The sequence below is a fragment of the Sphingobacterium sp. NGMCC 1.201703 genome, assembly GCF_047784615.1.
GTDB lineage: Bacteria > Bacteroidota > Bacteroidia > Sphingobacteriales > Sphingobacteriaceae > Sphingobacterium.
The window spans coordinates 271,315-298,057 of the sequence record NZ_JBLOHD010000008.1 but is presented as its reverse complement, the minus strand read 5'-3'; the positions used below and the strand labels follow the sequence as shown (position 1 = coordinate 298,057).

The window sequence follows — 26,743 nt, the reverse complement described above, 5'->3', positions numbered from 1 at the left end:
ATGCTGGCAAAACGGATAATTCCTTGCTTGGATGTTAAAGATGGACGGACAGTAAAAGGAGTGAATTTTGTAGACCTTCGTGATGCCGGGGATCCGGTGGAATTAGCCTACGAATACTCCCAACAAGGGGCGGACGAACTCGTTTTCTTAGATATCACAGCTACTCATGAAGGGCGCAAGACAACAATAGATCTTGTCAAAGCGGTAGCACGTCAGGTAAATATCCCTTTTACAATCGGCGGTGGTATCAACGAAATTAAAGATGCCGACATTCTATTAAATGCGGGAGCGGATAAGATATCGATCAACTCTGCAGCTGTACGTAATCCCGACCTGATCAATCAAATGGCTGCAGCTTTTGGAGCGCAGTTTGTTGTGGTTGCCGTAGATACCAGATCTATTGAAGGGCAGGATTTTGTTCACCTGAGCGGCGGACGTATCAAGACCGAGATCAATACCCTGGATTGGATATTGGAAGCCCAGGAGCGTGGCGCAGGAGAAATTCTGCTGACATCCATGGATCATGACGGTACGAAAAATGGCTTTGATAACGGATTTTTAAAAGCGGTAAACGATCGCATTCATATCCCTTTAATAGCATCCGGTGGTGCTGGAAATCAGCAGCATTTTGTTGATGTATTTCAACAGGCCAATGTGGATGCCGCCTTAGCGGCTTCAGTATTCCATTATGGAGAAATATTGATTCCGGATCTTAAAGAGACCTTGCGCCAACATGGTGTTGTCGTAAGATAATGGGGATAGAGATCCAGAAATATGGATCAAAGGATAAAGAATTAAAAGAGGAGAAAATAGATAGTATGTTAGCCTTGGGCTTGCACTATCAGAGTCTCAATACTAGATACTAAATACTAGATACTAAAACAATGTTAGATTTCGCTAAAAGTGACGGACTTGTTCCAGTGATCGTGCAGGACGCCCAAACGTTAGAAGTGCTGATGCTGGGGTATATGAACGAGGAAGCTTGGCAAAAGACACAGACGGAAAAGCGCGTGACTTTTTTCTCCCGTAGCAAAAATCGTCTCTGGACTAAAGGAGAGGAGAGTGGTAACTTTTTAAATGTAAAGAGTATCCATATTGATTGTGATAAAGATACCGTATTAATTAAAGCGGATCCTATTGGACCGACCTGCCATACCGGAAGTCGGAGCTGTTTCAACACGGAATTCAATCAAAATTTCATATTGGAGCTGGAACGTATCGTAAATCATCGCTACGAACATCCTTCTGACGAATCCTATGTAAACCGTCTGCGCTCAAGGGGAATTAATAAGATCGCTCAAAAAGTAGGTGAAGAAGCCGTAGAAACAGTGATCGCCGCATTAACGGAGACCGAGACTGACTTTATCAATGAGACTTCTGATCTATTGTTCCATTTGATCGTATTGCTACGTGAAAAAGGGTTTTCGTTGGAGACAATCGCTAAAAATCTTGAAAGCAGACATCAATAATGCTTGTTTTTGCTAAGCCAAGTTGTCTATTGAACATTTGCCCAGGTAAATTTCATTGAACCGACGGATCGGACGAGGCTTTAAGGTAATATGACAAAATAGTCTTGAAAGTGCAGTATATTTGTGGATATACTGCACTTCTTTTTTTGCGTGGTCCGTTTTAAATGACAGCCGGTCAATAAGCCAAAAAAGATAGGACAAGAATAGTCTCTCCGCATATCATCTGGAGAACTTGACAATATAACTATGAATATTAAATTAAGAGCGACATTACCGGGACATCAAAATCCCATTTTTTGCGTAGAAAAAGGATATGATCCAAATACATTCTTTACCGGAGGAAATGATAAGGGCGTGGTCGAGTGGGATATCCAAAAAAATGGTTTTAAACGGATCCTCTGTGCCGTGACTTCCTCAGTCTATGCGTTAAAGCTGATTCCGGGGACGGCTATCCTAGCCATTGCCTTACGCGAGGGTAAGCTACTTTTTGTGGATGTACAGGAACAAAAACTTGTTGCGAGTTTACAATTGGGTAAAAAAGCCATCTTTGCCCTGGCGTATGTTAAGCAAAAAAATGAGCTTTTGGCTGTAGGCGAGGCGGGCATGTTGTACGTGATAGACCTAGCGACCTATAAGAGTATCTATGAGCTACAGCTCTCCCAAACGACAGTGCGGAGTATTGCCGTCGACGAAAATACAAACAGGATCGCATTGGGCGATAAAGAAGGTTGGGTATACTTGTTGGACAGCACGGATTTCCATGTCATTGAGCGTATGCAGTTGCATAGTCTACCCACAACCTCGTTGGCTTTTCTCGAAAATAAATTATTAAGCGGTGGCCGTGATGCGAAGCTCATGATTTCGGAAGTCGGGCAACTGAGTAATAATTTTTCATTTATCCCGCATCTTTTTACTGTTTATGGGATCTATCCACATCCAGTTGAACCATTATTCGCCACGGTAAGTCGGGATAAATCCTTGAAATTCTGGTCAAATGCAGACTTCGCTCTGCTGAAGAACATGAGCAGGGAAAAAATGCAAGATGGCCATCATTTATCTGTCAATGCCGGCGTATGGTCTGAAAATGGTCAGTATTTCTTTAGCGTCAGTGATGATAAATTAGTCAAGATATGGGAATTTCAGCAGTAAAATATTCGAAGAATAATCTACTGAAGCTCCCATAAAACATGAGGATATAGTGTCCAATTCTGAGACGTTAGGACTTTGTCGCATTGTTTTTTTAACAGGGACTAGCGCTGACCTTTGATTTATATGTCTGAACGATAGACATAATTCTTCCGATATCCGGGCACTAATTATCCAACAGCTGTAAGATCTGCGTCAGGTACTTTTCGTCGATTTCATCGAAGCTGTCCAATTCGCTGCTGTCCACATCGAGAACGCCTATAATTTGTCCCTGACTATATATAGGCAACACGATTTCGGAGCGTGACAGCGAACTACAGGCAATATGTCCGGGAAACAGCTCTACGTCCGGTACAATAAGTGTTTTCTCCTGCGCCCAAGATCCGCCACATACACCCCGTCCTTTTTTTATACGGGTACAGGCCACAGGACCTTGGAATGGACCGAGCACAAGCTCTTCCGCGCTGTCTACCAAATAAAATCCTACCCAGAAAAAATTAAATTGTTCTTTTAGCGCTGCCGCGATATTCGCAAGATTTGCAATCTGGTTATTTTCTCCCTGTAATAATCCTGCTATCTGCGGAAGTAAGTTTTGATATTGTTCCTCTTTGCTGCCCTTGGCAATTAGCAGATCCTCAGCCATAAAATTTCTTTTTTAAATCCTTGTAGAAATACACATTTTCCATAAACCCTTCACGCTTTTACAGCCTGCAACGACGATGGAAATCGATAGCAGGTTATTTTCTAACATCCCAAAAAAAGGTAATTCAGAAAAAAAGCGCTAATACCTGTTCAAAGTTAACAGAATATTAGCGCTTTCGCATGGGGTATATTATTTTATTTCTTTGTATTGATAATGTTTACCCGGATGTAATTGCTTCTTTTTCCGGAAGGAGTAACAACGACTGCTTTGAATACACGTTCTTTACTATCTGGGACAGTCACTTTAACCGGACCTGTATACTCTAGATCTAATTCCGAAGGATCGTAGTTGTCCAAGGTATAATAGATTTTTGCACCTTCCACAGATGGTTTCAATCCGCGGATGGTATATTCTGAGGCATATATTGTTGTGTCAGAGATACCATATACCTCAGGTACGCGATAGAATGTATTTGTCTGATCTAGCTTTGCCAATTGGCGTGCAGCCCGTTGTTCGGAAAAATTCTTCCAGTTTTTCTTTTCAGGCTGGGTCCAGGCAATCTCAGATAGGGCCAATACACGTGGTAAGATGGTAAACTCTACTTTGTTGGAAGAACCGATATATTCCGTCCAGATATTCGCCTGAACACCCAAGACATGTTTCTTGTTGTTTTCAGAGATTTTGCTAGGCATAGGATCAGAAGAGTATACCTTAGCCAATGTCGAAAGACCGCCGATACTCAAAGGCTCTCTATTTTGATCCGCTCCTTGTTTGTGGTCAAAATAAAGACCGTAGCTATTTGCAGTGATGATAACATCATGACCCTGGTTTGCGGCATCGATAGCTCCTTGGTCACCTCTCCAGCTCATAACAGTCGCGTTTGGTGCTAAACCGCCCTCTAAGATCTCATCCCATCCAATGATACGTTTACCTTTGCCATTGATGTACTTTTCCATACGTTGGATAAAATAACTCTGCAGCTCGTGTTCATCTTTGAGATTATTATCCTTGATTCTTTTTTGGCAATGTGGACAGGTCTTCCATCTTGTTTTAGGACATTCATCGCCACCGATATGAATATATTCGCTAGGGAATAAGGGGATCACCTCGTCGATCACATCCTCCAATAGCTTAAATGTTTCTTCTTTTCCGGCACAGAATACATCATCAAATACCCCCCAGGTCTGTGCTGCAGTATACGGTCCCGGTTTATCGCCACAACCGAGCTCTGGGTAAGCAGAAAGTGCTGCCAAAGCATGACCGGGCATCTCGATTTCAGGGATGACGGTAACATACTTAGATTTGGCGTAAGCCACGACTTCTTTGATCTGTTCCTGGGTGTAGAAACCGCCATAAGGCGTATGGTCATAGTCTCCGTCGGTTTTATAGTTGCCCAGCAATGTTTGCTTGCGGTAACCGCCGATCTGCGTTAATTTAGGATGTGACTTAATTTCGATGCGCCATCCCTGATCATCGGTCAGATGCCAGTGAAAGGTATTCAATTTGTAAGAGGCCAAAATGTCAATGTACTTCTTAACAAATTCTACAGGGAAGAAATGACGGCCAACATCAAGATGCAGTCCACGGTAAGCAAAACGAGGTTCATCCTGAATGGACGCCTGCGGAATTTCGATGTCTGCTTTTTTATCGACAGGTAGTAACTGGATCAGCGACTGCATACCATAAAATAGACCTGATGCTTTTCCACTGACCGTGATTTGATCCGAAGCGATGTTTAGTTCGTATGCTTCCGTGTTTGCGGATTTTGCATTTTTGGACGAAAAATAGATACTATTCTTCCCCGGTGACTTAACCAATGCTAGATTGAGGTTGTAATTGCTTTTTAGAAAATCCTGGAATAAGGTGGCAATTTTTTTATCCTCATCACTGTCAAATGCAATTTTAGTGTTTGCGTTGACTTTAAATGATCCGTTTTTGATCTGAACATGTTGCGGTAGAGGCACAATGTTCAACGTGATGTCTTTCTTTTCCTGCGCAAATACTGCTACTCCTAAACTGAAAGCGAGCGCAAGTGAAAATAATTTTTTCATGTGTGAGATTATAACTGAAATACAAACGCTAAAAATAAGGGAATAAATACGTTTTAGCAACGCTAGATTGTAACAAATAGGCTTTAGCGACGTGAAGGAAGGGCTTGTGTGTTTTTGTAAGTGATTGATTATGTGTTTGTTTTTGTTAGGGCAATCGTTTGTGTTATTTCTTGAAGACATACGGTGATTCATGTAGATCCACAGCCGTACTTGTCATTCGATAACTCATTTCAACTGCTATCATCCCGCGGTTACACACCGACCAGGCAGATCCCTCGGTTATTGAGGCAAATAAATCTGTGGCAGGGAGGGGACAAGTGGGAATCTTCTTCATATTTTCTAGGTTTTTAGCACTAATCATAGCCGGGAATAAGACGGACTTCATACGTGTTTATCCGAATGAAGTCCGAATGAGGTCCGTATAAGGTCCGCATAAAGTCCCTGTTAGTCTACTTTCAATTCTTAAATTGTTACCTAGATATTCGCTGTTTGAGATCGCATATCGCTATGCGGGATTCGAATGAAGACTGCCGGTGGGAAAATAGAAAAAGGAACCGAAGTTCCTTTTCTATTTCGTAGTATAAGCTAGCTATTTGATGTTGGCGCTATTCAACGGATCTGTTGCTCAGCTACATGTTCGTGGCCAAATCAATAGATCAGTTGGCATATACTATAGTCTCTTTAGGGCAAGTTTGATCATATCCTCTACAGAAAGATTGCTTTCTGTCTTTAGAATGGTATTCAATACCTTTTCTGCCGCTACTTTATTAAAGCCCAACATAACCAGTGCAGACAAAGCTTCGTCCGGTACGGATTGCGACTGAATGGTTGGTGAAAGCGCTTCCACACCCTGTTTTTTCAATTTATCCTGAAGCTCCAGGATCAGACGTTGTGCTGTTTTCGGGCCGATCCCTTTAATTTTTTGAATTAAAGCAACCTGACCATTGGCAATGGCCGATTGGATTTCATCCGGGGTATTGGACGACAGGATCATCCGCCCCGTATTGGGACCGATACCTGAAACCGAGATCAGATTCTCGAACAGTTTTTTCTCACCTTCGGTAGCAAAGCCATAAAGCGTATGAGAATCCTCCCGGACTTGCAGTGAAATAAATAATTTGCAGTTTTCCTGATCCTTGATTTGGGAAAAGGTATAAAGAGAGATGTGGACATAATAGCCAATCCCACTCACGTCGATAATAACATGAGTGGGGGCTTTATATGCTAATTTTCCATTGAAATATTCGTACATAGTACTACGAATATAGGAAGATTTTAAGCTATTCTATAAATTTTTGAGATGAGCCTGAACATCAACCACGGCAATAGTCACCATGTTGACGATTTCACGGACTGAGCTATCCAATTGCAGTACATGGATCGGTTTGTTCATACCCAAAAGAATTGGACCTACAGCTTCCGCTTCACCGACTTCCTGCAATAATTTATAGGCGATATTGCCTGATTCCAGATTAGGGAAAACAAGTGTATTTGCTGACTGTCCGTTTAAACAGCTGAATGGGAAGTTGTCAGTCAACATATCACTGTTTAAAGCAAAGTTAGCCTGCAGGTCACCGTCAGCAATAATATCCGGATGTTGATCGTGTAAGATCTGAGCTGCCGCTCTTACTTTGGTTGGTGTTTTTCCTTCGCTAGAACCAAAATTAGAGTAAGACAATAAGGCAATACGCGGTTGGATATTCATGCGTTTAACAGCTTTGTCCAAAAGCAAGGTGATATCCACAAGCTCTTGCGCCGTAGGATCCTCATTCACGGTTGTATCACCCATGAAAATAGGACCTTTTTTTGTTAACATCATATACATACCTGCTACACGGCTGCCGGGTTTAGCACCTATAACGTGCAATGCTGGGCGGATGGTGTTTGCATAATTTTTGGTCATCCCGGAAATCAAGGTATCTGCCTCGCCAAACTCCACTAATGAAGCCCCGAAATAGTTACGGTCAAACATCAGTTTGCGTGCGTCGTAGCGGGAGATTCCGCGACGTTGTCTTTTGTTATAAAGGTGTTCGATGAATTTTTTTGAACGCTCTGTTTCACCATCAACCTCTGCAACAGGGTCAATAATCTCTACACCGTCCAGTTCAAAAGCGTATTCATGGATCAAACGTTCGATTTTCTCTTTTTTACCTAAAAGAATCGGAATTGCGATACCTTCCTCTTTTACGATCTGAGCAGCACGTAAGGTTTTGTAATTATCTGCCTCAGCAAAAACAACACGTTTTGGATCTCTTTTAGCAGCCATCGTTAAGTTGCGCATGATCGCATCATCTTTACCTAGGCGTTTACGTAATGCATCGCGGTATTTATCCCAGTCTTCGATTGCTGTTTTCGCTACGCCGGATTCGATCGCTGCTTTTGCCACAGCCATAGAAACCTCCGTGATCAAACGTGGATCGGTAGGTTTAGGAATGATATATTCTTCCGAGAATTTTAAATTGCTGGTATTATAAGCCTGATTGACCTCTTCTGGAACTGGTTGTTTTGCCAGATCAGCAATAGCACGTACAGCGGCAATTTTCATTTCCTCATTAATTGCTGTCGCACGCACATCCAACGCACCGCGGAAGATGTAAGGGAAGCCCAATACATTGTTTACCTGATTTGGATAATCCGAACGACCGGTACCCATGATAATATCATTACGGGTAGCCATCGCTAAATCGTAAGCAATCTCCGGGTTTGGATTAGCCATTGCCAGAACAATAGGATTAGGAGCCATTGATAGCAACATCTCTGCTGACATGACATCCGCAGCTGATAATCCGATAAATACATCGGAGTCTTTTACGGCATCTGCTAGGGTATGGATATCGCGATCTGTAGCATATTGTGCTTTCATGCTATCCAGATTTTCTCTATCCGTACGGATAACACCTTTACTGTCCAGCATTACGATGTTTTCTTTGCTTGCGCCTACAGAAATATACATTGCTGTACAGGACATCGCTGCCGCACCGGCACCATTCACGACGATTTTAACTTTAGAAATATCTTTTCCGAGAATTTCACAGGCATTGATCAGGGCCGCACCGGAAATGATTGCTGTACCATGTTGGTCATCGTGCATGACCGGAATATTCATTTCCTCTTTCAGGCGACGCTCAATTTCAAAACATTCAGGAGCTTTGATGTCTTCCAGGTTGATACCACCGAAAGTTGGTTCCAATGCTTTTACGATTTTAACGAACTCGTCGACATTTTTGGTGTCCACTTCAATGTCAAATACATCGATGTCGGCGAAAATTTTGAACAATAAACCTTTTCCTTCCATGACAGGTTTACCTGCTTGAGCGCCGATATCACCTAGGCCCAAGACAGCTGTCCCGTTACTGATAACAGCAACAAGGTTCCCTTTTGCGGTATATTTATAAGCATCTTCCTTATTCTCGGCAATAGCCAAACATGGCTCCGCTACGCCAGGAGAATATGCTAATGATAAGTCTCTTTGCGAATTTGTTGGTTTTGTCGGAACAACAGCTATTTTTCCAGGTCTACCCATTGAGTGGTAAGTTAACGCTGCCTGTTTACGATTAGTGTTACTCATTACGATTTTATTAATTTAAGGCTACAAATCTATCATTCTTTTTGATATTTGGAAATATTTGCCAATATCTTATTATAAATAGACAATAATATGTTATTTCAAAACATCCAGTAATTTAAACATTTGCCTACGCATATTGGACCCTGATCCGGAATAATTATTGACCAATAGTGTATAGGTAAAGGATTGTCCATTTTTATTGGCGTGTACACCGGTATAGCCCAGTACGCCACCGATTGTTCCGCTTTTCATCTTCATGTCATTGTAGGTGGGCAGACTTTCATAGAATACAGGATACCAATTTTGCTTTTGGGCATACTGCATGATTTTGTTCATAGCAAGCGTGGTGACCCTATTTTGTGGTGAAAGTCCCGAACCGTCCATACTGTTGAGTTCACTGGGCTTAATACCTAATTTAGCTTGCCAATATTTCTGGATGTAATTGGCCCCATCATCCGTACCGGTCTTTCCGGCCGTGGTATAGGCGATTGCCTTCAATAAAGCTTCGCCATAGAGGTTGATGCTTTTTTGGTTAAACCAATAGACAATTTTATCCATGGTAGGGGATAGGTGCACATCTAGCGTCTTTTTCTGCGAGACATCTACAGAATCCATTTTAGCGCCGGTTTCAGGTGGGTGGGTTGCAATAATCCCCTGTTTGCTGAGGCCTTCGTTTAGTTGGAAAGCAAGGTCATAGGCGGGGTCGGGGGAGGCGAGTTCGATGGTCTTCTTTAAATCCTGACCATAGGTTCCGCGGACAAATATTTTGGTCGAATAAGGTGCAGCATAGGCATACACATTGTCCCCAGTGCCAGCTTTACCAGTGGTGGTTTCGTTGATAATGTTCAGGTAAGGAGCCCGGGTCGTGTCTTGGACAATTTCGGCTTTTGCCCCCACTTTATTGCTCGGGCTGAAATTTATACCAAAAGCATTTTCGCGCCAGTTGAGCGATGAAATGCCTGCGCCATAGTAATTGCCCATGTCTGTCCAGATCCAACCGCCCGGTAGTTGGTTGCCATTATATAGACGGTCATCGGCAATAACTGCTCCGTTGATGCTTCGTATCCCAGCGTTTTGAATAGCTGCGATCCATTTGTTCAGCACGACATCCGCTTTGGTCTCTGGGTAACGGCTACTGCCCAAGGTAGGGTCTCCAGTTCCTGTTACAATGATGTTGCCATTCAGCACGCCGGTTTCATCTATGGTACCTGTATAGTATAGGGTGGTTTTAAATTGATAATTCTTGCCCAGAAAATCCAATGCCGTAGCTGCAGTAATCACTTTCATGGTGGAAGCTGTGGCTAGCCCGATATTTTCATTGGCCGCATAGATAGTCTGTCCGGTCTTTCCATCAAACACGGTCAGCGAACTGATCGCGTTTGTTACGTTTTCCTGACTTTGAAACTGATTGAATGCAGACTGGATTTTGGTTCGTAGATCCTGTGCAAATAACGAACCTGTGAGGCCAGTAAATGCATAGGTCGATAGTGCAATGGAATAGAGCGCAAATTTTTTCATTAACATGTTATTTCGTCGGACTTTATTCGGTCCGGGTAATTGATATTTTACTTCTGCTGTGATGGGCGTATTACTTCACTATGTGCATACGCGTAGACTCAGTTTGTTTTATTTGGCTTAAAGTTAGGCATTCGACCCTAAAAAATCCTAACTTGCATAAAATTGTATAGACGACATGAAGCATATCGAAAAATTAGCTGCTATTCGTGAGGCGATGAAGATTCAAGGAATCGATGGATATATTATCCCATCATCAGATCCTCATATCAGTGAATATTTACCAGAACGTTACAAATGTATTGCTTGGGCATCAGGTTTTACCGGATCTGCAGGTACGCTGGCAATTACACAGGATTTTGCAGGCCTCTGGACAGATTCCCGTTATTTCGTCCAGGCAGCAGAGCAATTGGAAGGAACCGGTTTTGAATTGGTTAAACTGAAAGTCCAGGCAGCGGCGGAGTATGCGGATTGGTTAGGAGAGAAATTGAATGCAGGAGCGAAAGTTGCTTTTGACGGGAATCTGGCGTCACTCTTGGTTGCTCAATCTGTCAAAGGAGTTTTGGAACCCTTGGATATTAAGGTGGATGGGCATGTTGATTTACTAGCTGATTTATGGGCCGGTAGACCAGAGCTGCCAAAAGCGCGGGCCTACTTGTTGCCGGAAAGTACAACAGGACAATCTACCGTGGCGAAGATTGAAGCTGTAAGGGCTGAAATGAAGAAAAATCGGACCGATGCACATTTAATATCATCTTTAGATGATCTTGCTTGGCTATTGAATATCCGTGGTCAGGATGTACCTTGCAACCCAGTTGTTTTGGGGTTCGTATTGATCACTGCTGATTCGGCGACACTTTACATCGAACCCTCGAAATTGAGCGCCGAAACCGTTGCTGAATTAGGAAGCTATGGCGTTGAAATCGCTGCATACGACAATATCTATCAGTCGATAGAGACATTGCAGGCAAAGGCGATCTTAATTGACCCAAAACGCACCTGCTTTGCGATGTTTGATAGCGTTCCAGAAAGTGTTAAAATCGTCGAAAAAATAAATCCTTCGACGACTTTAAAAGCGATTAAGAATAAAGTAGAAATTGAAAATAACAGGCATACTTTTGTAAAAGACGGTGTCGCACTTACGAAGTTTTTTAAATGGTTGGAAGAAAATGTGGCCAGTGAAGAACTTTCGGAGCTGTCGATCGCAGCGAAGTTACGTGGATTCCGGGAGGAGCAAGATGGATTTGTGGATGTTTCTTTTACGACAATTGCAGGTTATCTGGATCACGGCGCATTGCCACACTATTCGGCAAACGAAAAATCCAATTATACGTTGCGTCCGAAAGGATTACTGTTGGTAGACTCCGGTGGCCAATACAAAACAGGTACTACGGATATTACAAGGGTCGTTTCGCTAGGGGGACTTACCCAAGAGGAAAAAGAGGACTATACCTTGGTGCTGAAAGGCACAATTGAGGGCTCGCAGGCTATTTTCCCTGTAGGTACCCGGGGTTATCAGATTGATGCCATTACCCGCCGTCCACTGTGGGAGACATTGCGTAACTATGGTCATGGTACAGGACATGGTGTCGGGTTTTTCCTGAATGTACACGAAGGACCGCAGGTATTTAATGCCGCGGCGATAGACGTTGCGGTTGAACCGGGTATGATTACCTCCATTGAACCTGGGCTCTACCGGGTCGGTAAACATGGTATCCGTATCGAGAATTTGGTCCTGACCCGTAAGGCCGGTTCCTCTGAATTTGGCGAATTTCTGGATTTTGAGACCCTGACAATATGTTATATCGATACAGCGCTCGTAGAGAAATCCCTGTTGGAAGAAAGACATGTTTCCTGGTTGAATAATTATAACCAATGGGTGTTTGATCAACTGTCAACGCATCTTTCAAGTGAAGAAAAGAATTGGCTTGCTGAAAAATGTAAGGCCATTTAACGTAAATGAAGGGTCTATCCAAAAGGTTGGATAGCCCCTTTTTTTGCGATTTACAGCCAGCTCCTTAAAGCATCATTTCAGCTATTCAACGCTTTCTTCTTTTATCCGGCCAAGATGGGTAGGTCAAACCAGCATTCCGGCAGTATGCGGATGTAGGTCGATAGTCGGCGTTGCAATCCCCCTGTAGAAAGGAGTTTTTTAAATGCGTACCCTTAAAATTTCATACAGTTGTTCCTTGCCGAAAGGTTTTAAAATAAAACCGCTGATAAAAGGATAATTTGCCAATTGTTCCTGGTCGCTTTGGCTCGTGGAGGAGCTGATAATAAAGATCTGGGTCTGCTCGATAAAATCGGTTCTATCCTCTAGGATGTCCATCAGCTCCCAACCTGTCATAAAAGGCATACTGATATCGACAAACAATATGGCCGGCTCAGACGATGTGCTGATATCATGCGACTCCAGAAAATCCAAAGCATCCAGTGCATTTTTGAAGGGAAAGAATTCAATGGGGTAATCCGCAAATCCCTGAAGCATGTAGCCAAAAATGGTACGTAAGATCGCATTGTCGTCTATGAGGATGACTTTTCTTTTATTTTCCTGATTCATTGCTTTCGTTCTAAAAATTTGACGGAAAAGACACTGCCTTCGTTGGGTTCACTTTGCACATCTATTTTGCCGCCCAGTGACTCCACCTGATAGCGTGTGAGAAATAATCCGACTCCTTTACTCTCAAAGCCACGATGGAAAACCTTCTTGAACATGAAGAGCTGGGATTTATATTTGGGTAAATTAATACCTAGTCCATTGTCCCTGACAGTCAATAAGGTACCGTCTTCCTCCAGCGTAGTCCTGATCTCGATGTAAGGTGCTTTATCCTTGGCTGTAAACCGAAGGGAATTGCTGATGAGGTTACTGAGAATGCTTTCGAGGTAGATTTTGGGGTAATGGATATTTGCCACATTAAATTCGACGGAAATCGTTGCATTCTTTTGCTGTATTTCCTCTATATATTGTTGTTTTACTTTATGATATACCTGGAGAAAATCACAGTTTTCAAATACAAGGGATTTATTTGAACGTAATTCGAGGATATCCCCCAGTTCCTGCAGGGTTTCGGTAAGTTGCCCCGTGCTGATTTTCAGAAGATTCAGGAATTCAGTCTTTACCTCTTCATCTTTCGTTACTTGCAGTTCATCGATGAGCATCGGCATATTGCTCAAGGGGCCCTTTAGGTTATGGGCAAGGATATGCGCAAATTCTTCCAGTTGTCTGACTTTGGTTTCAAGGTCCATTTTAACCAGATCAGATTCTAATTTTTGCCGTTTTAATATTTCGATATTTTTCTTTGACTCTGAAATATCCTGCACCTGAACAATCAGAAATAAGGGCATGTCGGCATTGTCAAAAACTGCGGCGATGGTGACAGAGCACCATACATAATGACCCAGTTTGTGTCGATAGCGTTTTTGTATGGTAAAGCTTTCAATTTCACCCCGGATAAGTTTTTTACGGAGTTCAATCTCGCGTTCGACGTCGTCCGGGTGTGTATTGGTGGAGAACCTCGTTGTTGACATTTCTTCCTGTGAATAGCCGAGGATTTTCGTCAGCGTTTGGTTTGATTCAATACAGTAGCCATCAAGGTCCGTCAAGGCAATACCCAGCCCTGAGAAATGAAAAGCCTGATTGAATTTATGCTCGTTAAAACGTATTTTTTCCGTTGATTCGATCTGTTTTGTAATATCCGAGATGACCAAAGCAACCCGATTTTGTGTCCGGTGGATAGGTTTTATCTGTAGACTATACCATTTGCCTTTATGTTGTTCGGAAGGAGACTGAAACTCCATTTTAAACTCACGGTCAAGCTTGAGGGAGTTCTGGATCAGTTGGATCGTTGGTATGGCCAGGTCCGCCGGAAAAAGTTCTGTCAGGCTTTTATTCAGGAATTCTTCGGGTGGGTAAAATAGCTGTTTTGTGTCGTTGGTCCAATAATTTTTAAACACCCCCGTGTCGGTGACTTCAAATACAAGATCGTTGAGCGAGGCAACGAGTAATTGCAGCTGATGTTGTTTGTCTTTTAAGTTCTGGTTCTGATTGACCAATTTGGAGACATCGAAGAAAGACAGTTGCAGGGCAGTCTTATCCTCTTCCCTGAACGGGTTGATATGAAATACAAACCATTTAAATTTGTCTTCAATTGCGATACCCAGAATTTTTTCTTCATGGATCCGATTGTCGTCAGGACGGATCTGGAAGGGAGTCAGCTCTGCTACGGGGGCAGAAGTATCATCCGATGAATAGAATGTGATTAATTCATGTAGTTTTTTGCCTTTAGTCTCCGTCTTGCCTAAACCTAAAAGCTCACATGCGCGTGCGTTGAGATGTAGAATGCTTCCATCTTCCAAAATTGTAATCAATCCTTCTAACCCCGAACATTCTGTTTGAGCGGAAGGTGTAGATAAAGAGTCCCGTTGCAGATGCATTGTCCGACAATTTTTAGGATTAATTTACTCATTTATAAGTGAAGAGACTGATCCTGTCTCGATTTACAAAATTGGTAACTTTTAATCCAAAATAATAAAAAAAATATTAAAATAGGTAACTTTTGTTTAATAGGCTGTGAAGCAATTTATTAGATTGAATAGGTTGAAAAGTCAAAAACCTCTGACTTTAGGTCAAAGGTTTTTGATGATTCTTATGAGGGACGTTTATACTAAATCGGTTAATTTTTTGTTTTTTCCAGCCATAACCAATTAAACCATAGTGGAAGCTGCTGTTGACTTTTGTACGTTAGAATATATTTACCTGGTTTGTCAAATTTTAATGTTCCGATACGTTTTTCCACAAATTCTTCGGTGTAGTTGTTTTCATTTGGTTCGACAACCATTTTGTTAGTTGGTTCAAAACTTCCGTTCAATTGTTGGCTGGCGACGCTAATTTCGAAGGGAATATTTTCTTTATTGGGATTGTGCGCAGAGAAATCTATCGCATAAGTTCCGGCCTCTGTAACCGTTACTTCCCAGTCGATCTTCGTATTTCCGGTGAGGATGGCGTGGGTTGGATTTTTCCCATTGTAGCGTACTATTTTCAGTTCATTGTTCAGACTATTGGTTGATTTTAGGGAAAAGCCACCAAAAGTCGATTCCGGGACGGTATTTTTGTCCAGTTCCAAGGGGCCATCGAAGGTCAATTTTACTTCCGAGACATAATGGTCAGGCTGGTCTCCTGGTAAGTCAATATGTATTGCGCTTAATTTCTGTTCGTAGTTCAGGGTCGTTAAATTGTTTCCCTTCATCAGCGCGATATTGGACGGTTTGGATTTTATACCTGTAATACGAAGTTTGTGGTCTAGAGGCCAGTTGAACACATGCGCATAGACAACGGTTTTGTTTTGTTCTGTCTTTGTGGTCAGGTAACCCCAGTCAAAATGGTTGTTTTTTAGCGCAAGGCCAGTGCCACCATAGATGCCTTGGCCGTAGGTATTCAGCCAGGAGCCGACATCGTGCAGACGGCTGACACTTTCGTAAGGGACAGTACCATCGGCGCGAGGACCAATATTTAACGTGAATCCGCCGTTGAGACTAACGTTTGAAATCAATGACTGAAAGATCTGACTGGTGGATTTCCATTCGTTTTCCTGTCCGTTGTAGCCCCAGGAGTGTGCGATCGTGCCCGGCGTCTCCCAAGGATGAGCGATATACTTGCTGCCAAACTGATTGTCGCCAAGGGTTTCGAAATCTACATTTTCGGCATCTGTCGGAAGACCTAGACGTGAATTGATCAGGCAGTTTGGTTGCAACTCGCGGATCAATTTTACGACCTGAAGCAACTGTTCTTTTTTGATAATGGATTTTTGGTAGGGGATCCACATGTCAAACCATATCAGTGAAATATCGCCGTAGTTGCTCATGAGTTCACGCAGCTGGGGGATTACCTTTTCCTGCCAGTATTGATTATATTGTGCATCCGTGACATGTCCGGACAATTCTTGCTGATGATTCCAGCCATAGGGATGCTCCCAGTCGATCCAATGTGAGTAGTAAAAGCCAAGTTTCATATCATGTTTTTTACAGGCAGCTGCAATTTCCTTGATCACATCGCGGTAAGAGCCGCTCAATTTGGGCAAACTATAGGTGCCGACTTTCGTATCCCATAGCGCTACGCCATCGTGATGTTTGGTCGTGATGATCATGTATTTCATCCCGGCCTCCTTTGCCAGGAGTACCCACTTTTCCGGATCGATCTTGTCCCAGTCAAAGCGTTTGGCTAGACTACCATATTCTTCTTTCGATACGCGGTTGCGGTAGCGCAACCATTCCGCATAGTTGTTCATATACCTTAAAGGCTCTCCTTTCCACATGCCCTCGGCGGCGCTGTATAGCCCCCAGTGGATAAACATGCCAAAACGGGCATCTTTAAACCAGTCTGCCTTCCCCTTGTCTTGAGCAAAGAGCCTTGTTGCGGCGCTGAGTAGTAGTAAAGATATGAGTGCGATTCGTTTGAGTCTTGGTATCATAAAGGTTGTTATTTTTTGGATGACAAGATAAGTAAAAAAAATTACTATATCCGATTCTGTTCGAATACAAAAGGTTCATAAAAAAGGATGCTAAATCGAATTTTTATTATGTACATACATTTGATGACATAAAAAAAAATTATATTTTTATGAAAACCAAAAAAAATATACCAATTAAACGAACTGAAGGCGGGTTTACATTTTGTTAATATGATATTAAAATTTTGATAACCCTTAATTTCTACTTTCGCCACACATTATCAATCATATGAATAAATTTCTAATTCTACCACTCGCGCTTGGGATTGCCTATCAGGGACAAGCATTCCCCGTAAAAAAGCCTTTTTCTGCCATCGTTGGAAGCAGTGTCTTTCAGGATCAGATTAAAGGAACAGTTGTCGCGAACAATGGCGTGCCTGTTGCAGGAGTAACAGTTAAAAACGTTCAATCAGGAAAAACAGCAGTAACCGATGCAAATGGACAGTTTCAGTTGTCCGCCAAACAGGGCGAGACGCTGCGTTTTAGTTTTGTAGGGTACAAGTCACTGGATCAACAGGTGACAGGTAATAGCCTGTCAGTAACCCTGACAGAAGATGCCAGTCAATTGGAAGAAGTCGTGGTGGTTGGTTATGGTACGCAACGCAAGAGTACAGTCTCGGGTGCTGTTGCTACAACAGATCTGAAAGGTGTAAACAGCCGCTCAATGGCGGGAATAGGGGAAGTGCTTCAAGGAAAGACGCCCGGTGTTACGGTAACTGCTGAGGGGGGTGACCCAACGTCTAAACCGAGTATCAATATCCGTGGAATGGGCGGTATCAATGGTGAACAGCCTCTATACGTCGTTGATGGGGTACTTCAGGCACGGGCTCCGGAGCTCAACCCCAACGATATTCAGGATATTAGTGTGCTGAAGGATGCGGCAGCTGCCGTCTATGGAGCACGTGCGTCCGGTGGTGTTATCCTGATCACAACAAAAGGTGGTAAGAATGGGGATTTGAAAATTGATTTTGAAGCCAAATATGGCGTACAAAAGGCGCACAACCTGATCAAAGCGCTGAACGCAGCAGATCGTGCCATGATCTCCAATCAGGCGGCCGACAATGCGGGCGTAGCACGCAACCCGGCTTTTGATGCAAGCAAATATCCGGATGGACAGATCACCCGTACCGATTGGGTGGACGAAATTTTCCGTACGGCACGTGTACAGGATTATAATCTGTCGGCGAGTGCAGGTAATGAAAAGTCTTCTTTCTACACCGGCTTCAACTACCGAAATGCCGAAGGTATATTGATCAATACGTATTCTAAACGATATAATTTCCGTGTAAATTCACAGACCCAAGTGACTCCTTGGTTGAAGTTGGGTGAAAATATATCCTACTCCTTTACCAATGGACAAGGTGCCAATACAAGTTCAGGCTATACTGGGGCTGTATTATCCGCCATTCACTATCCAAGAAATGTATCTGTATATGATGCCGCAGGTAAGTTCTCAGGACTCCCCGTGGAGTATGGGCCAGGCACTTATGGTGATGTAATCAATCCGGTAGCTTACTTAAGCCGATTGGATGTCAATAATCCCGTACATAACCTATTGATCAATCCCTATATTGAGCTTAAATTGCTTCCGGGCTTGAAATTTAGATCAAACTTTGCCTATACAAAGCAATTCACCGATTTCAAGGAATTTACGGCACGTATTCCGGAAATTGGAAAACCCAATATGTCCAATTCGCTCGCCGTTAATACCAATCGTCTGACAGATATCTTGGCTGAGCAGACACTGACCTACGAAAAGAATTTTGGTCTGCACCATTTCGACGCCCTAGCAGGATATATGTATCAAAAAACAACAAACAGCTACCATAATGTTATCGGCGAAAACTTTGATGATGAGGCTAAAAACTACCGTTACTTAGTCAATGCTGGACGTATTCAGCCAGTCGTTGATGGGAAGCTTGAGCAGGCATTGATATCATACCTTTTGCGGGTAAATTACAATTACGATAACCGTTATATGTTGACCTTGATCGGCCGTCGGGATGGTACTTCATTGGTGGCAAAAGATAACAGGTTCCAGAATTACGGTTCTGTATCCGGTGCCTGGGCAATCCACCGCGAGGCATTTCTTTCGGATTCCGAAGTAATCAATACGTTGAAATTAAGAGGAAGTTATGGTATTTTAGGTAATTTAGGAACGTTGAGCTCTACGGCTGTAAGTCCATTATTACAGCGTGTAGACAATTGGGTTGGTAAAATACCAGCGTTAATGCCTGGATATGTTGAAAAAATCATGGGCAATCCTATCTTGACCTGGGCGCAATCGAATCAGACAAATATTGGTTTAGATATCGGTGTATTAAATAATCGTTTGACCCTGAATGCGGATTATTTCGTTAAGCGGACAGATCGGATGTTGATGGATATCGCATTGGCAGGGACAACTGGTTTGGAGACCAAAACTGTCAATGGTGGACGTGTTACGGACAAAGGAATTGAACTTGCTGTAAGCTATAGCAGCAAATCAGACGCTGCTTTCCAATATGATATTTCAGCTTCAGTCAATAAAATCACCAATAATGTGGATTATTTAATTGACGAATTTCCAAAAATAACCTCGCAGGTTGACTATCGCGGCATCCTGAAACCTATATTGACCGAACCAGGACAGCCACTGTATTCGTACTATGGCTTGGAAACTGCAGGTCTATTTAGGTCCAATCAGGAGGCTGAGCAGTATAAAGGCAGTACTGGGACCAAAATACAACCTAACGCCCAGGCCGGGGACATGAAATTTGTGGATCAAAACGGAGATGGCGTAATTGATGATAAAGACCGCGTGTTTTTAGGAAGTGCCTATCCGGATTTTAATTACGGATTGACCTTCAATGGTAGTTACAAGAACTTTGATGTCAATATCTTTTTCCAGGGTGTACAAGGGAATAAATTGTTCAATGCCTTGAAATATACAGGTTTAAATGCGGCGTCCGGACAACCTTACAATATGTTTGAAGAGATCAAGAATGCGTACTCAGAGAGCAATCCAAATTCAAATATACCACGTGTATCGGTAAAAGATCCGAATGGCAACTTCTCCAATGTGTCGGATTTTTATGTGGAAAATGGATCGTATCTACGTTTAAAGAATTTTTCCCTGGGATATACATTGCCACAAGAACTAACACAAAGATATAAAGTGCAGAGATTACGGTTCTTTGCTTCGGCGACCAATCTGTTTACCGTGACGAAATATACGGGAATGGATCCTGAGGTCGGAATGAACAATTTTGGTGTGGATGCGGGCCGTTATCCGCAGTCACGTACATTTATGTTGGGAGCAGCTGTCACTTTTTAATCTCAAATTTGGATAAAATAAAGGATGATACAGCTTTTCAGGTCAGTGAATCGAATGATTAAACCTGATTGTCCTGTGAATATTAAAAAAATACTCCAATGAAAAAAATAACTCGAAATATATGTTTTGCCCTGCTTTTAGGAAGTATGGGAATGTCTTTTCAATCTTGTACCAACAAATTGGATATCCTGCCAGAGGGGCCTCCGTCAAAAGCAAGTTATTGGAAAACGAAAGAAGATGCAATAAAAGGGGCCAATGGGCTCTATTACCTCTATGATGAAGAGGATTTCTATGGCCGTGGATTTGCCTGGTTTTTGAATGCCAGCGACGATATGGTCACCGGAAGAAATAATGCGCAGGCGGAGAATATCCGCACCTTTAACAGCAATTACATCGGTGGTGGCTACACCGAATCACAATGGCAAATGCGCTATGCGATTATTAAACAGGCCAATGATATCTTGCGCTATGTTCCTTCGATCTCCATGGATGAAGCGTTAAAGAAACGTATCCTGGGCGAAGCCAATTTTAATGCCGGTTATATGTACTTCCAGCTGGCTGCGAATTATGCAGATGAACGAGCTGGCGTTCCTATCGTTACTGTTGAAAATATGGATAACGAAAAGGCTACACCGAGAGCGGCCAATATCGAAGAAAATTATCGTCATATAGAAAAACTGCTGAAAGAGGCTGCTGATCAACTGCCTTTTTTCAGTGAACTGGGAGAAGCGGATTATGGCCGGGCGCATAAAGTGGCAGCATGGGCGGTGCTTTCCAAAATGTACCTGTATAAAAAAGATTACAAAAATGCCATTATCTATGCTGATATGATCATCAACCAAGGTAAACGTGGACTTGAACCTACTTTTACAGATGTCTTCAAAGCTACGAATAACTGGGGCCCTGAATATATCTGGTCTGTCACGAGTACAGCAGCAGGGACAGACGGCTGGGGATCTATTTTACCGGGTGTAATGCTGACCAATGGTGCCTGGGGCTTATACAATGGTTGGGGATACTATATGCCAACGAAAGAGTTGTATGATTCGTATGAAGCTGGTGATGCACGCAGAGAGGCGACAATCTTGAAGCCAGGGGATAAATTTACGTTCTTCGGTAGCGAGCGGATATTCACTCCGGCAAGTTCCGCGACCTGTGATATGCAGTTCAACAAGTACATGGAACCTTTCTCGCATGTAAATCCAGTGGGTAAACATGTGAGTCCAAATGGAAATCACATGGCCACGGATCTGAATGTGCCTTTGATCCGTTTTGCAGAGATCTTATTAATCAAGGCCGAAGCTTCGATTATGCTCAATGGTACCGGAGCGGGAGATAAAGAATTGAATATGATCCGTAAACGTGCCAAACTGATTGAAAAGACGGGCATGACTTTGGCTGATCTGAAACGCGAACGCCGTAATGAACTGGCCGGCGAATTTGCAGACCGTCACCGCGATCTGGTACGCTGGGGTGATGCACAGGATACCTACGCCAAGCCACTTCATACCTATGCGATGAAGAATGGTTCAGGCATGCCTGTCGAGTTTGCAGGTCGTAAATTTGATCCGAAAATTCACCATGTGTGGGCCGTACCGCGCAGGGAAGTGGATAATAGTGCAGGTTTGATTAAACAAAATCAAGGATGGTAAACGTTCCAAAAGTCTTCCAAACTAAATTGGGTGGCTTATTGATCATCGCGAGCTTGTGCGGAGGACCTCTGGGGTCTTCCGCACAAACACTCAATGAAAAATTTGAGCAACTGATGTTCAGCCGGGAGAAAGAAAAGGCGGGAGCTACTCCTTATGCTGGCCATAGTCATAACGATTATTGGCAGAGTCAGCCTTTCTATACGGCCTATTATGCGGGTATGCAATCTATTGAAGCGGATATTTTTCTGCGCAATGGTCAATTGATGGTTGCGCATGATGCAAAGGAAATCAAAACGGAGAATACGCTTAACGCGCTTTACCTGGATCCTGTTGCTAAGCTATACCGCAAAAATGGCGGAACTGCCTTTGCAGATAAATCAAAACAGCTTCAGCTTCTGATTGATGTGAAAGAAAATTATAAACAGGTATTGGCCATTCTTGTCAAAGCACTTGAACAATATGGCGATCTGTTCAATCCGCTTAAAAATCCCAATGCCGTTAAGGTCATCGTGACCGGTGGGCGTCCCAAGCCAGCGGGATTCAAGGATTATCCCAAATGGTTGTTTTTTGATGGGGAGGTTAACTGGACTTATGATGCAGCGAGCCTGGCACAGACCGGATTGATCAGTGCGGATCTGAAGGATTATACGGATTGGAATGGTAAGGGATTACCCGAAAATGTTCCGGCAATCAAAAAGGCAATCGCCAAAGCAGATTCACTGGGACTCCGTTTTCGTTTTTACGGAACACACGACAGTCCCAATGCCTGGCAGCAGCTTATCAATCTCGGCGTGTACTGGATCAATACTGACCATCCAAAGACCTTGGAATTATTTCTCGATCAGCGCGAACGTTCATCTTTTCAATCGGCAAAACCGCAGACAGTCTATACACCCAGTTATCAATATGATGGTCAGGACCGTAAGGTGAAGCGGATTCTGCTGCTTATTGGAGACGGTATGGGGCTGGCAGCCGTTAAAGCGGCAACGCTGGCCAATGGCGGTGCACTCACCATGACACAGATCAAGACAGTTGGACTTTCACAGACCGAGGCATTGAATTCGGATAATACGGACTCCGCCGCCGGAGGTTCAGCCATTGCGGTGGGGCAGAAAGTAAATAATCGTGCTATCGCCGTCGATACCACTGGAAAACCCTTACCTAGTGTCGCTGCGGTACTTGCTGATCAGGGCTGGAAAACCGGCGTGATCAGTATCGGTGATGTGACCGACGCTACGCCGGCAGTTTTCTATGCCCATCAGCGGGAACGGAATGAGAGTGAATCCATTTTGGGGCAATTCCAACATTCCACCATGGATTTTATCCTGGGCGGAAAGCCGGGATGGCTGGAGAAGAAAAATGACTGGAAAGGATATACCGGTGTTTCGATCGTAAAAGATCAGCTCAATCCATCTGGCGGAAAACAAATTGTTTTCCTGTCGGACGAACTTGTAAAGCCCGTCAAAGATGGTCGGCCGGCGATTTTAAAACAGTCTATGCTGGATGGCATAAAGTTTCTGTCCCGCGACAACAAACCATTTTTTCTGATGGCTGAATCTGCGCAGATTGACTATGCTGGCCATGCAAATGACCTCAAATATTCGGTCATGGAAACATTGGATTTTGATAAAACTGTAGAAGAAGCCCTCAAGCTAGCCGATCAGGATCCGGAGATGCTGGTTGTAGTAACGGCTGATCATGAAACCGGGGGAATTACATTGCTCGATTCAGACCGGAAATCAGGACGTGTGATGGTTAATTTCAGCAGCAACGATCACACCAATGCATTCGTTCCTGTATTTGCGTATGGAGCGCGCTCGTTTTTATTCCGTGGTGTATATGATAATACAGCTATTTTCCATAAACTATTGGAAGCTGTGAAATAAAAAAATAATTTCCTTTACACTTTTCGCCCCGTTTGTGTGTTACAACACAACGGGGCGTTTTTTCTGGCGATCACCGGATGTTGTTCAGGTACCAGCTCTTACTCGCGGTACGCTTTTCCGGTATAAATATCTATATAATAGTAATTATCTTTATTTTCCGTATCTTTTTCCCGTACCAGGCCATTTGAGCTGATCGTGTTATAACTTTTGCTTCCGATCTGCTTTTTTGTTTTATTATCGTACAAGGTGTAGGGGCCATCTTGCTGTGTCTGTAAGGCAAATATCTGTTGTTTGCCGTCGAGGATCTCGATATGTCGGAAATCTGGCAGTAGATCCCATGTTTTGGCGCCCGCATTCCAAAGCCCCATCGTTGGATCCTGTTCCCCTTTTTTGATGTTGATCAGGTAAAGTGCTTCGGTTTGATAAACGTACTTAATTTTCCCCGTTTTCCAGCCTTTTTCAAGGGTGTTCTTGGTAAACAACATATGCTTATCCGGCCAGACCAGATCACCCACTTGATCCAATATAAAGAAATCCTTGACGTTGATTTTATCCAATAAATTGCCATCCTTGTCAAGATACAGCCAGTCATAAGCCCAGACCTCATGGTCATAATTAAACCTTCCCAGAATAAAGTAAGGCGAGTTGTTGACAGAATACAGGAGTGAGGCTTCTTTCAGAAAAGCAATCTGTGCGGCAGTAGCCTGTTTGATCTGTGTTGGAAGCGCTTTGTCATATTGTGGGAACGCGTAGATCTTTCCGGAACTATCGTCTTTTAATAATTTTGGAACTGTTGGTGCAAAGCGTTCCTGATTAATGGAATCCAATTGCAGGAGTTGCCCCTTCCAATGCAGGTCTATCTTATCCACAGCGATCAGATTGGATGAAATAGGCCGCTCATGTTGGATATCGTAAATTTCAAAACGATTTTCAGCTACAGGAATATAACGGCCATCTTCCAGGATCAGATCAACTTTGGTGCTGAGCTTTTTTAAATGCTGATCTTTCAGTCGATAGAGGTTTCCATTTAAGACAACATGTTGGTCGTCCAAATGGTATAGGGCCAAACTGTACTCGTTCTCGTCGTAAGGAACATCTTTATCCAATAACACCTGGCCGGTTTCCAATACCCGGATTTCTACTTTGATGTAGGTAGCTGTTTTTTTTATTCCACCACCTAGGATATTCCAATCCCAATTCCAGAAAGGAAGGTTTTTTTCATGTTCCTGACGTTTCATAAGCAACGTCACCTGGCCTAGTGTTTGTAGCCCGAGATCGGTATCCGAATAATTTTCGATAAACTCGCCCTTTGAATTAATTAAAGCCTGCTGATTTTTTGTATTTGAAACGATGGCGTAACCTGTGGGGGTAAAAAAATCGGCATGGGCGAATTTTTGCGGCAATTGCTGACGGAGCGCACTGTCCGAATAAACGAATTGTTTGTCTTGAGTCTGCATTGGAATCCAATGGATGGGTTTCAAGGCTGGATTTATGGTGGACTTTTGTGCACAGGCTGTCATACAAAGCACGCTTATTAAACCTATTAGTGTTGATCTGATCATTTTTTTCTTTTTTATTGAAATCGGTTATCGTCAAATGGGCTGCGGAAACCTAGCTATTTTTTACCCTGCCAATAAAGCGCTTTCGAAGGATTTGTGCTACCTATTGTAATCCCTTGGCTAAAGTAGGCGAAAATTGGCGTTGAAAAAATAGCCGAATTCCGTGATTATGAATCGGATTGGTCAGTTACTGGACAGCCATATAAAGTCCGTTTGTTCCTGTATTATTTTTTCGATGAGCCGATTAAATTGGTTAATCGGCTCAAAATTTGCTTATATTTGAGCCGATTAGGGTTTAAAATCGGCTCAAATGTATAATTGGCAATATAAAGAATGGCCCCATTTCAGCTATAGTATCGAAGAGATTCTACCTATAGCTGTTGCATTTGCTAAAGAAATGGGAGAGCTAAAAGGTTTGTTAACAGGATTAAATGCGGAACTAAAAAAGGAAGCGTTTATGGAGATTTTGATCGCTGAGGCAATGAAAACTTCAGAGATCGAGGGCGAATATATGAGCAGAGCGGACGTAATGTCCTCCATCAAAAGAAATCTCGGTATTAAAGACGACGTAGTCGTTCATGACCAAAGAGTTACTGGTGTTGCGAAATTGATGACAACCGTACGGGAGAGTGCGGTAAAAGAATTAAGCGTCGATTTGATCCAGCATTGGCATGCCATACTTATGGCAGGATTTCCGAAAATTAATACAGGAGTATGGCGTACCGGTGATGAACCTATGCAGATAATTTCCGGCTCATATGGTAAAGAAGTTGTCCACTATGAAGCTCCTCCATCAGTTGTTGTACCAAAAGAGATGGAGCAACTGATTCATTGGTTTAAATCCTATGAAATTAAAGAGTCGGAGTATATTATCGGCGCCCTGATCAAGACAGCTATTGTCCATTTGTATTTTGAATCTATTCATCCCTTCGAAGATGGAAATGGACGGATCGGAAGAGCGCTGGCAGAATACACTTTATCCAATACGCTACAGACCCCTGTCTTGTTGTCGATATCAAAGACTATTGAAAAAAATAAGCAGGCTTATTATGAAAATCTAAAAATTGCTCAGGCTAGCTTGGATATCACAGGTTGGATAGGCTACTTTACCCAAGTTATTTTAGAATCTCAAAAAGAAGCAAAAGAACTGATTGAGTTTACAGTAATAAAAGCAAAGTTTTTTGATCGAAACCGGGACTTATTGAACGAGCGACAGATGAAAGTTATTAATCGCATGCTAGAACAGGGGATTGAAGGATTTGTCGGTGGCATGACAGCAAAAAAGTATATGTCCATTGCGAAAACCTCAAAAGCTACTGCAACAAGGGATCTGCAATACCTGCAAGAGCAAGGTATAGTTGAACAAATTGGGCTTGGGAGATCTGTACATTATGAACTTATACTTAGTTAGACGACCGATATTAAACTAATA

The 26,743-nt window shown here is 42.9% G+C and carries 17 protein-coding genes; 8 read left to right on the top strand and 9 right to left on the bottom strand.

The genetic code is table 11. The features are described from left to right. The 3 genes from hisF (at position 1) to ACK8HY_RS18405 (ending at position 2,618) form a co-directional block, all read left to right on the top strand. On the top strand, positions 1-753 hold the full coding sequence (hisF, locus tag ACK8HY_RS18415) for an imidazole glycerol phosphate synthase subunit HisF (protein WP_416134434.1): 753 nt from the start codon (positions 1-3) through the stop codon (positions 751-753). Between the two features lie 131 nt (positions 754-884). Next, positions 885-1,469, top strand: a complete 585-nt coding sequence (gene hisIE / locus ACK8HY_RS18410) for a bifunctional phosphoribosyl-AMP cyclohydrolase/phosphoribosyl-ATP diphosphatase HisIE (RefSeq protein WP_077437974.1) — start codon at positions 885-887, stop codon at positions 1,467-1,469. Between the two features lie 246 nt (positions 1,470-1,715). Then, positions 1,716-2,618 (top strand): WD40 repeat domain-containing protein, encoded by a 903-nt coding sequence (locus ACK8HY_RS18405; protein WP_077437973.1) that lies wholly within the window; start codon positions 1,716-1,718, stop codon positions 2,616-2,618. A gap of 163 nt (positions 2,619-2,781) precedes the next feature. On the opposite strand, the gene ACK8HY_RS18400 is transcribed toward ACK8HY_RS18405, so the two are convergent. The 5 genes from ACK8HY_RS18400 to dacB all read right to left on the bottom strand — a co-directional run bounded on the left by ACK8HY_RS18400 (position 2,782) and on the right by dacB (position 10,395). Next, entirely contained in the window at positions 2,782-3,258 is a 477-nt protein-coding gene (locus ACK8HY_RS18400; protein WP_077437972.1) for a GAF domain-containing protein, read from the bottom strand. Between the two features lie 194 nt (positions 3,259-3,452). Continuing rightward, on the bottom strand, positions 3,453-5,309 hold the full coding sequence (locus tag ACK8HY_RS18395) for a beta-N-acetylhexosaminidase (protein ID WP_416134433.1): 1,857 nt from the start codon (positions 5,307-5,309) through the stop codon (positions 3,453-3,455). A 670-nt stretch (positions 5,310-5,979) separates the two neighbouring features. Then, on the bottom strand, positions 5,980-6,561 hold the full coding sequence (gene ruvA / locus ACK8HY_RS18390; protein WP_077437970.1) for a Holliday junction branch migration protein RuvA: 582 nt from the start codon (positions 6,559-6,561) through the stop codon (positions 5,980-5,982). A 33-nt stretch (positions 6,562-6,594) separates the two neighbouring features. Further along, the gene (locus ACK8HY_RS18385) at positions 6,595-8,877 is read right to left on the bottom strand and encodes an NADP-dependent malic enzyme (RefSeq protein WP_077437969.1); all 2,283 of its coding nucleotides are present in this window, start codon (positions 8,875-8,877) and stop codon (positions 6,595-6,597) included. 93 nt (positions 8,878-8,970) lie between these two features. Further along, the gene (dacB, locus tag ACK8HY_RS18380) at positions 8,971-10,395 is read right to left on the bottom strand and encodes a D-alanyl-D-alanine carboxypeptidase/D-alanyl-D-alanine-endopeptidase (protein WP_416134432.1); all 1,425 of its coding nucleotides are present in this window, start codon (positions 10,393-10,395) and stop codon (positions 8,971-8,973) included. Positions 10,396-10,570: 175 nt separating this feature from the next. Between dacB and ACK8HY_RS18375 the strand changes: the two genes are divergently transcribed. Beyond that, positions 10,571-12,346: an aminopeptidase P family protein gene (locus ACK8HY_RS18375; protein ID WP_416134431.1), complete on the top strand. Its 1,776-nt coding sequence runs from the start codon at positions 10,571-10,573 to the stop codon at positions 12,344-12,346. Between the two features lie 198 nt (positions 12,347-12,544). On the opposite strand, the gene ACK8HY_RS18370 is transcribed toward ACK8HY_RS18375, so the two are convergent. The 3 genes from ACK8HY_RS18370 to ACK8HY_RS18360 form a co-directional block, all read right to left on the bottom strand. Continuing rightward, the gene (locus ACK8HY_RS18370) at positions 12,545-12,952 is read right to left on the bottom strand and encodes a response regulator (RefSeq protein ID WP_077437966.1); all 408 of its coding nucleotides are present in this window, start codon (positions 12,950-12,952) and stop codon (positions 12,545-12,547) included. Then, positions 12,949-14,826: a PAS domain S-box protein gene (locus ACK8HY_RS18365; protein ID WP_416134430.1), complete on the bottom strand. Its 1,878-nt coding sequence runs from the start codon at positions 14,824-14,826 to the stop codon at positions 12,949-12,951. The genes ACK8HY_RS18370 and ACK8HY_RS18365 overlap by 4 nt, the downstream gene beginning before the upstream one ends. A 239-nt stretch (positions 14,827-15,065) precedes the next feature. Continuing rightward, a complete protein-coding gene (locus ACK8HY_RS18360; RefSeq protein ID WP_416134429.1) occupies positions 15,066-16,859 on the bottom strand; it encodes an alpha-L-fucosidase in 1,794 nt (597 codons plus the stop codon). A gap of 268 nt (positions 16,860-17,127) precedes the next feature. On the opposite strand from ACK8HY_RS18360, the gene ACK8HY_RS18355 reads away from it, so the two are divergent. The 3 genes from ACK8HY_RS18355 (at position 17,128) to ACK8HY_RS18345 (ending at position 23,752) form a co-directional block, all read left to right on the top strand. Continuing rightward, positions 17,128-20,214 (top strand): SusC/RagA family TonB-linked outer membrane protein, encoded by a 3,087-nt coding sequence (locus ACK8HY_RS18355; protein WP_416134428.1) that lies wholly within the window; start codon positions 17,128-17,130, stop codon positions 20,212-20,214. A 98-nt stretch (positions 20,215-20,312) separates the two neighbouring features. After that, positions 20,313-21,866 carry a RagB/SusD family nutrient uptake outer membrane protein gene (locus ACK8HY_RS18350; RefSeq protein ID WP_077437962.1) on the top strand — a complete coding sequence of 518 codons (1,554 nt, stop codon included), beginning with the start codon at positions 20,313-20,315 and terminating at the stop codon, positions 21,864-21,866. Then, positions 21,860-23,752: an alkaline phosphatase gene (locus tag ACK8HY_RS18345; RefSeq protein WP_077437961.1), complete on the top strand. Its 1,893-nt coding sequence runs from the start codon at positions 21,860-21,862 to the stop codon at positions 23,750-23,752. The genes ACK8HY_RS18350 and ACK8HY_RS18345 overlap by 7 nt, the downstream gene beginning before the upstream one ends. Positions 23,753-23,850: 98 nt before the next feature. Here ACK8HY_RS18345 and ACK8HY_RS18340 read toward each other — a convergent pair whose 3' ends face one another. After that, a complete protein-coding gene (locus tag ACK8HY_RS18340) occupies positions 23,851-25,314 on the bottom strand; it encodes a hypothetical protein (protein ID WP_139351214.1) in 1,464 nt (487 codons plus the stop codon). Positions 25,315-25,621: 307 nt separating this feature from the next. Between ACK8HY_RS18340 and ACK8HY_RS18335 the strand changes: the two genes are divergently transcribed. Beyond that, positions 25,622-26,722 carry a Fic family protein gene (locus ACK8HY_RS18335; RefSeq protein WP_416134427.1) on the top strand — a complete coding sequence of 367 codons (1,101 nt, stop codon included), beginning with the start codon at positions 25,622-25,624 and terminating at the stop codon, positions 26,720-26,722. The last annotated feature ends 21 nt before the right edge of the window (positions 26,723-26,743 follow it).

Bases quoted from the DNA above. Each gene is read 5' to 3' on its own strand.
- ACK8HY_RS18345 (WP_077437961.1), top strand. From the start codon at position 21,860: ATGGTAAACGTTCCAAAAGTCTTCCAAACTAAATTGGGTGGCTTATTG.
- dacB (WP_416134432.1), bottom strand. From the start codon at position 10,395: ATGAAAAAATTTGCGCTCTATTCCATTGCACTATCGACCTATGCATTT.
- ACK8HY_RS18340 (WP_139351214.1), bottom strand. From the start codon at position 25,314: ATGATCAGATCAACACTAATAGGTTTAATAAGCGTGCTTTGTATGACA.
- hisF (WP_416134434.1), top strand. From the start codon at position 1: ATGCTGGCAAAACGGATAATTCCTTGCTTGGATGTTAAAGATGGACGG.
- ACK8HY_RS18355 (WP_416134428.1), top strand. From the start codon at position 17,128: ATGAATAAATTTCTAATTCTACCACTCGCGCTTGGGATTGCCTATCAG.
- ACK8HY_RS18400 (WP_077437972.1), bottom strand. From the start codon at position 3,258: ATGGCTGAGGATCTGCTAATTGCCAAGGGCAGCAAAGAGGAACAATAT.
- ACK8HY_RS18370 (WP_077437966.1), bottom strand. From the start codon at position 12,952: ATGAATCAGGAAAATAAAAGAAAAGTCATCCTCATAGACGACAATGCG.
- hisIE (WP_077437974.1), top strand. From the start codon at position 885: ATGTTAGATTTCGCTAAAAGTGACGGACTTGTTCCAGTGATCGTGCAG.
- ACK8HY_RS18395 (WP_416134433.1), bottom strand. From the start codon at position 5,309: ATGAAAAAATTATTTTCACTTGCGCTCGCTTTCAGTTTAGGAGTAGCA.
- ACK8HY_RS18405 (WP_077437973.1), top strand. From the start codon at position 1,716: ATGAATATTAAATTAAGAGCGACATTACCGGGACATCAAAATCCCATT.
- ruvA (WP_077437970.1), bottom strand. From the start codon at position 6,561: ATGTACGAATATTTCAATGGAAAATTAGCATATAAAGCCCCCACTCAT.
- ACK8HY_RS18360 (WP_416134429.1), bottom strand. From the start codon at position 16,859: ATGATACCAAGACTCAAACGAATCGCACTCATATCTTTACTACTACTC.
- ACK8HY_RS18375 (WP_416134431.1), top strand. From the start codon at position 10,571: ATGAAGCATATCGAAAAATTAGCTGCTATTCGTGAGGCGATGAAGATT.
- ACK8HY_RS18350 (WP_077437962.1), top strand. From the start codon at position 20,313: ATGAAAAAAATAACTCGAAATATATGTTTTGCCCTGCTTTTAGGAAGT.
- ACK8HY_RS18365 (WP_416134430.1), bottom strand. From the start codon at position 14,826: ATGCATCTGCAACGGGACTCTTTATCTACACCTTCCGCTCAAACAGAA.
- ACK8HY_RS18335 (WP_416134427.1), top strand. From the start codon at position 25,622: ATGTATAATTGGCAATATAAAGAATGGCCCCATTTCAGCTATAGTATC.
- ACK8HY_RS18385 (WP_077437969.1), bottom strand. From the start codon at position 8,877: ATGAGTAACACTAATCGTAAACAGGCAGCGTTAACTTACCACTCAATG.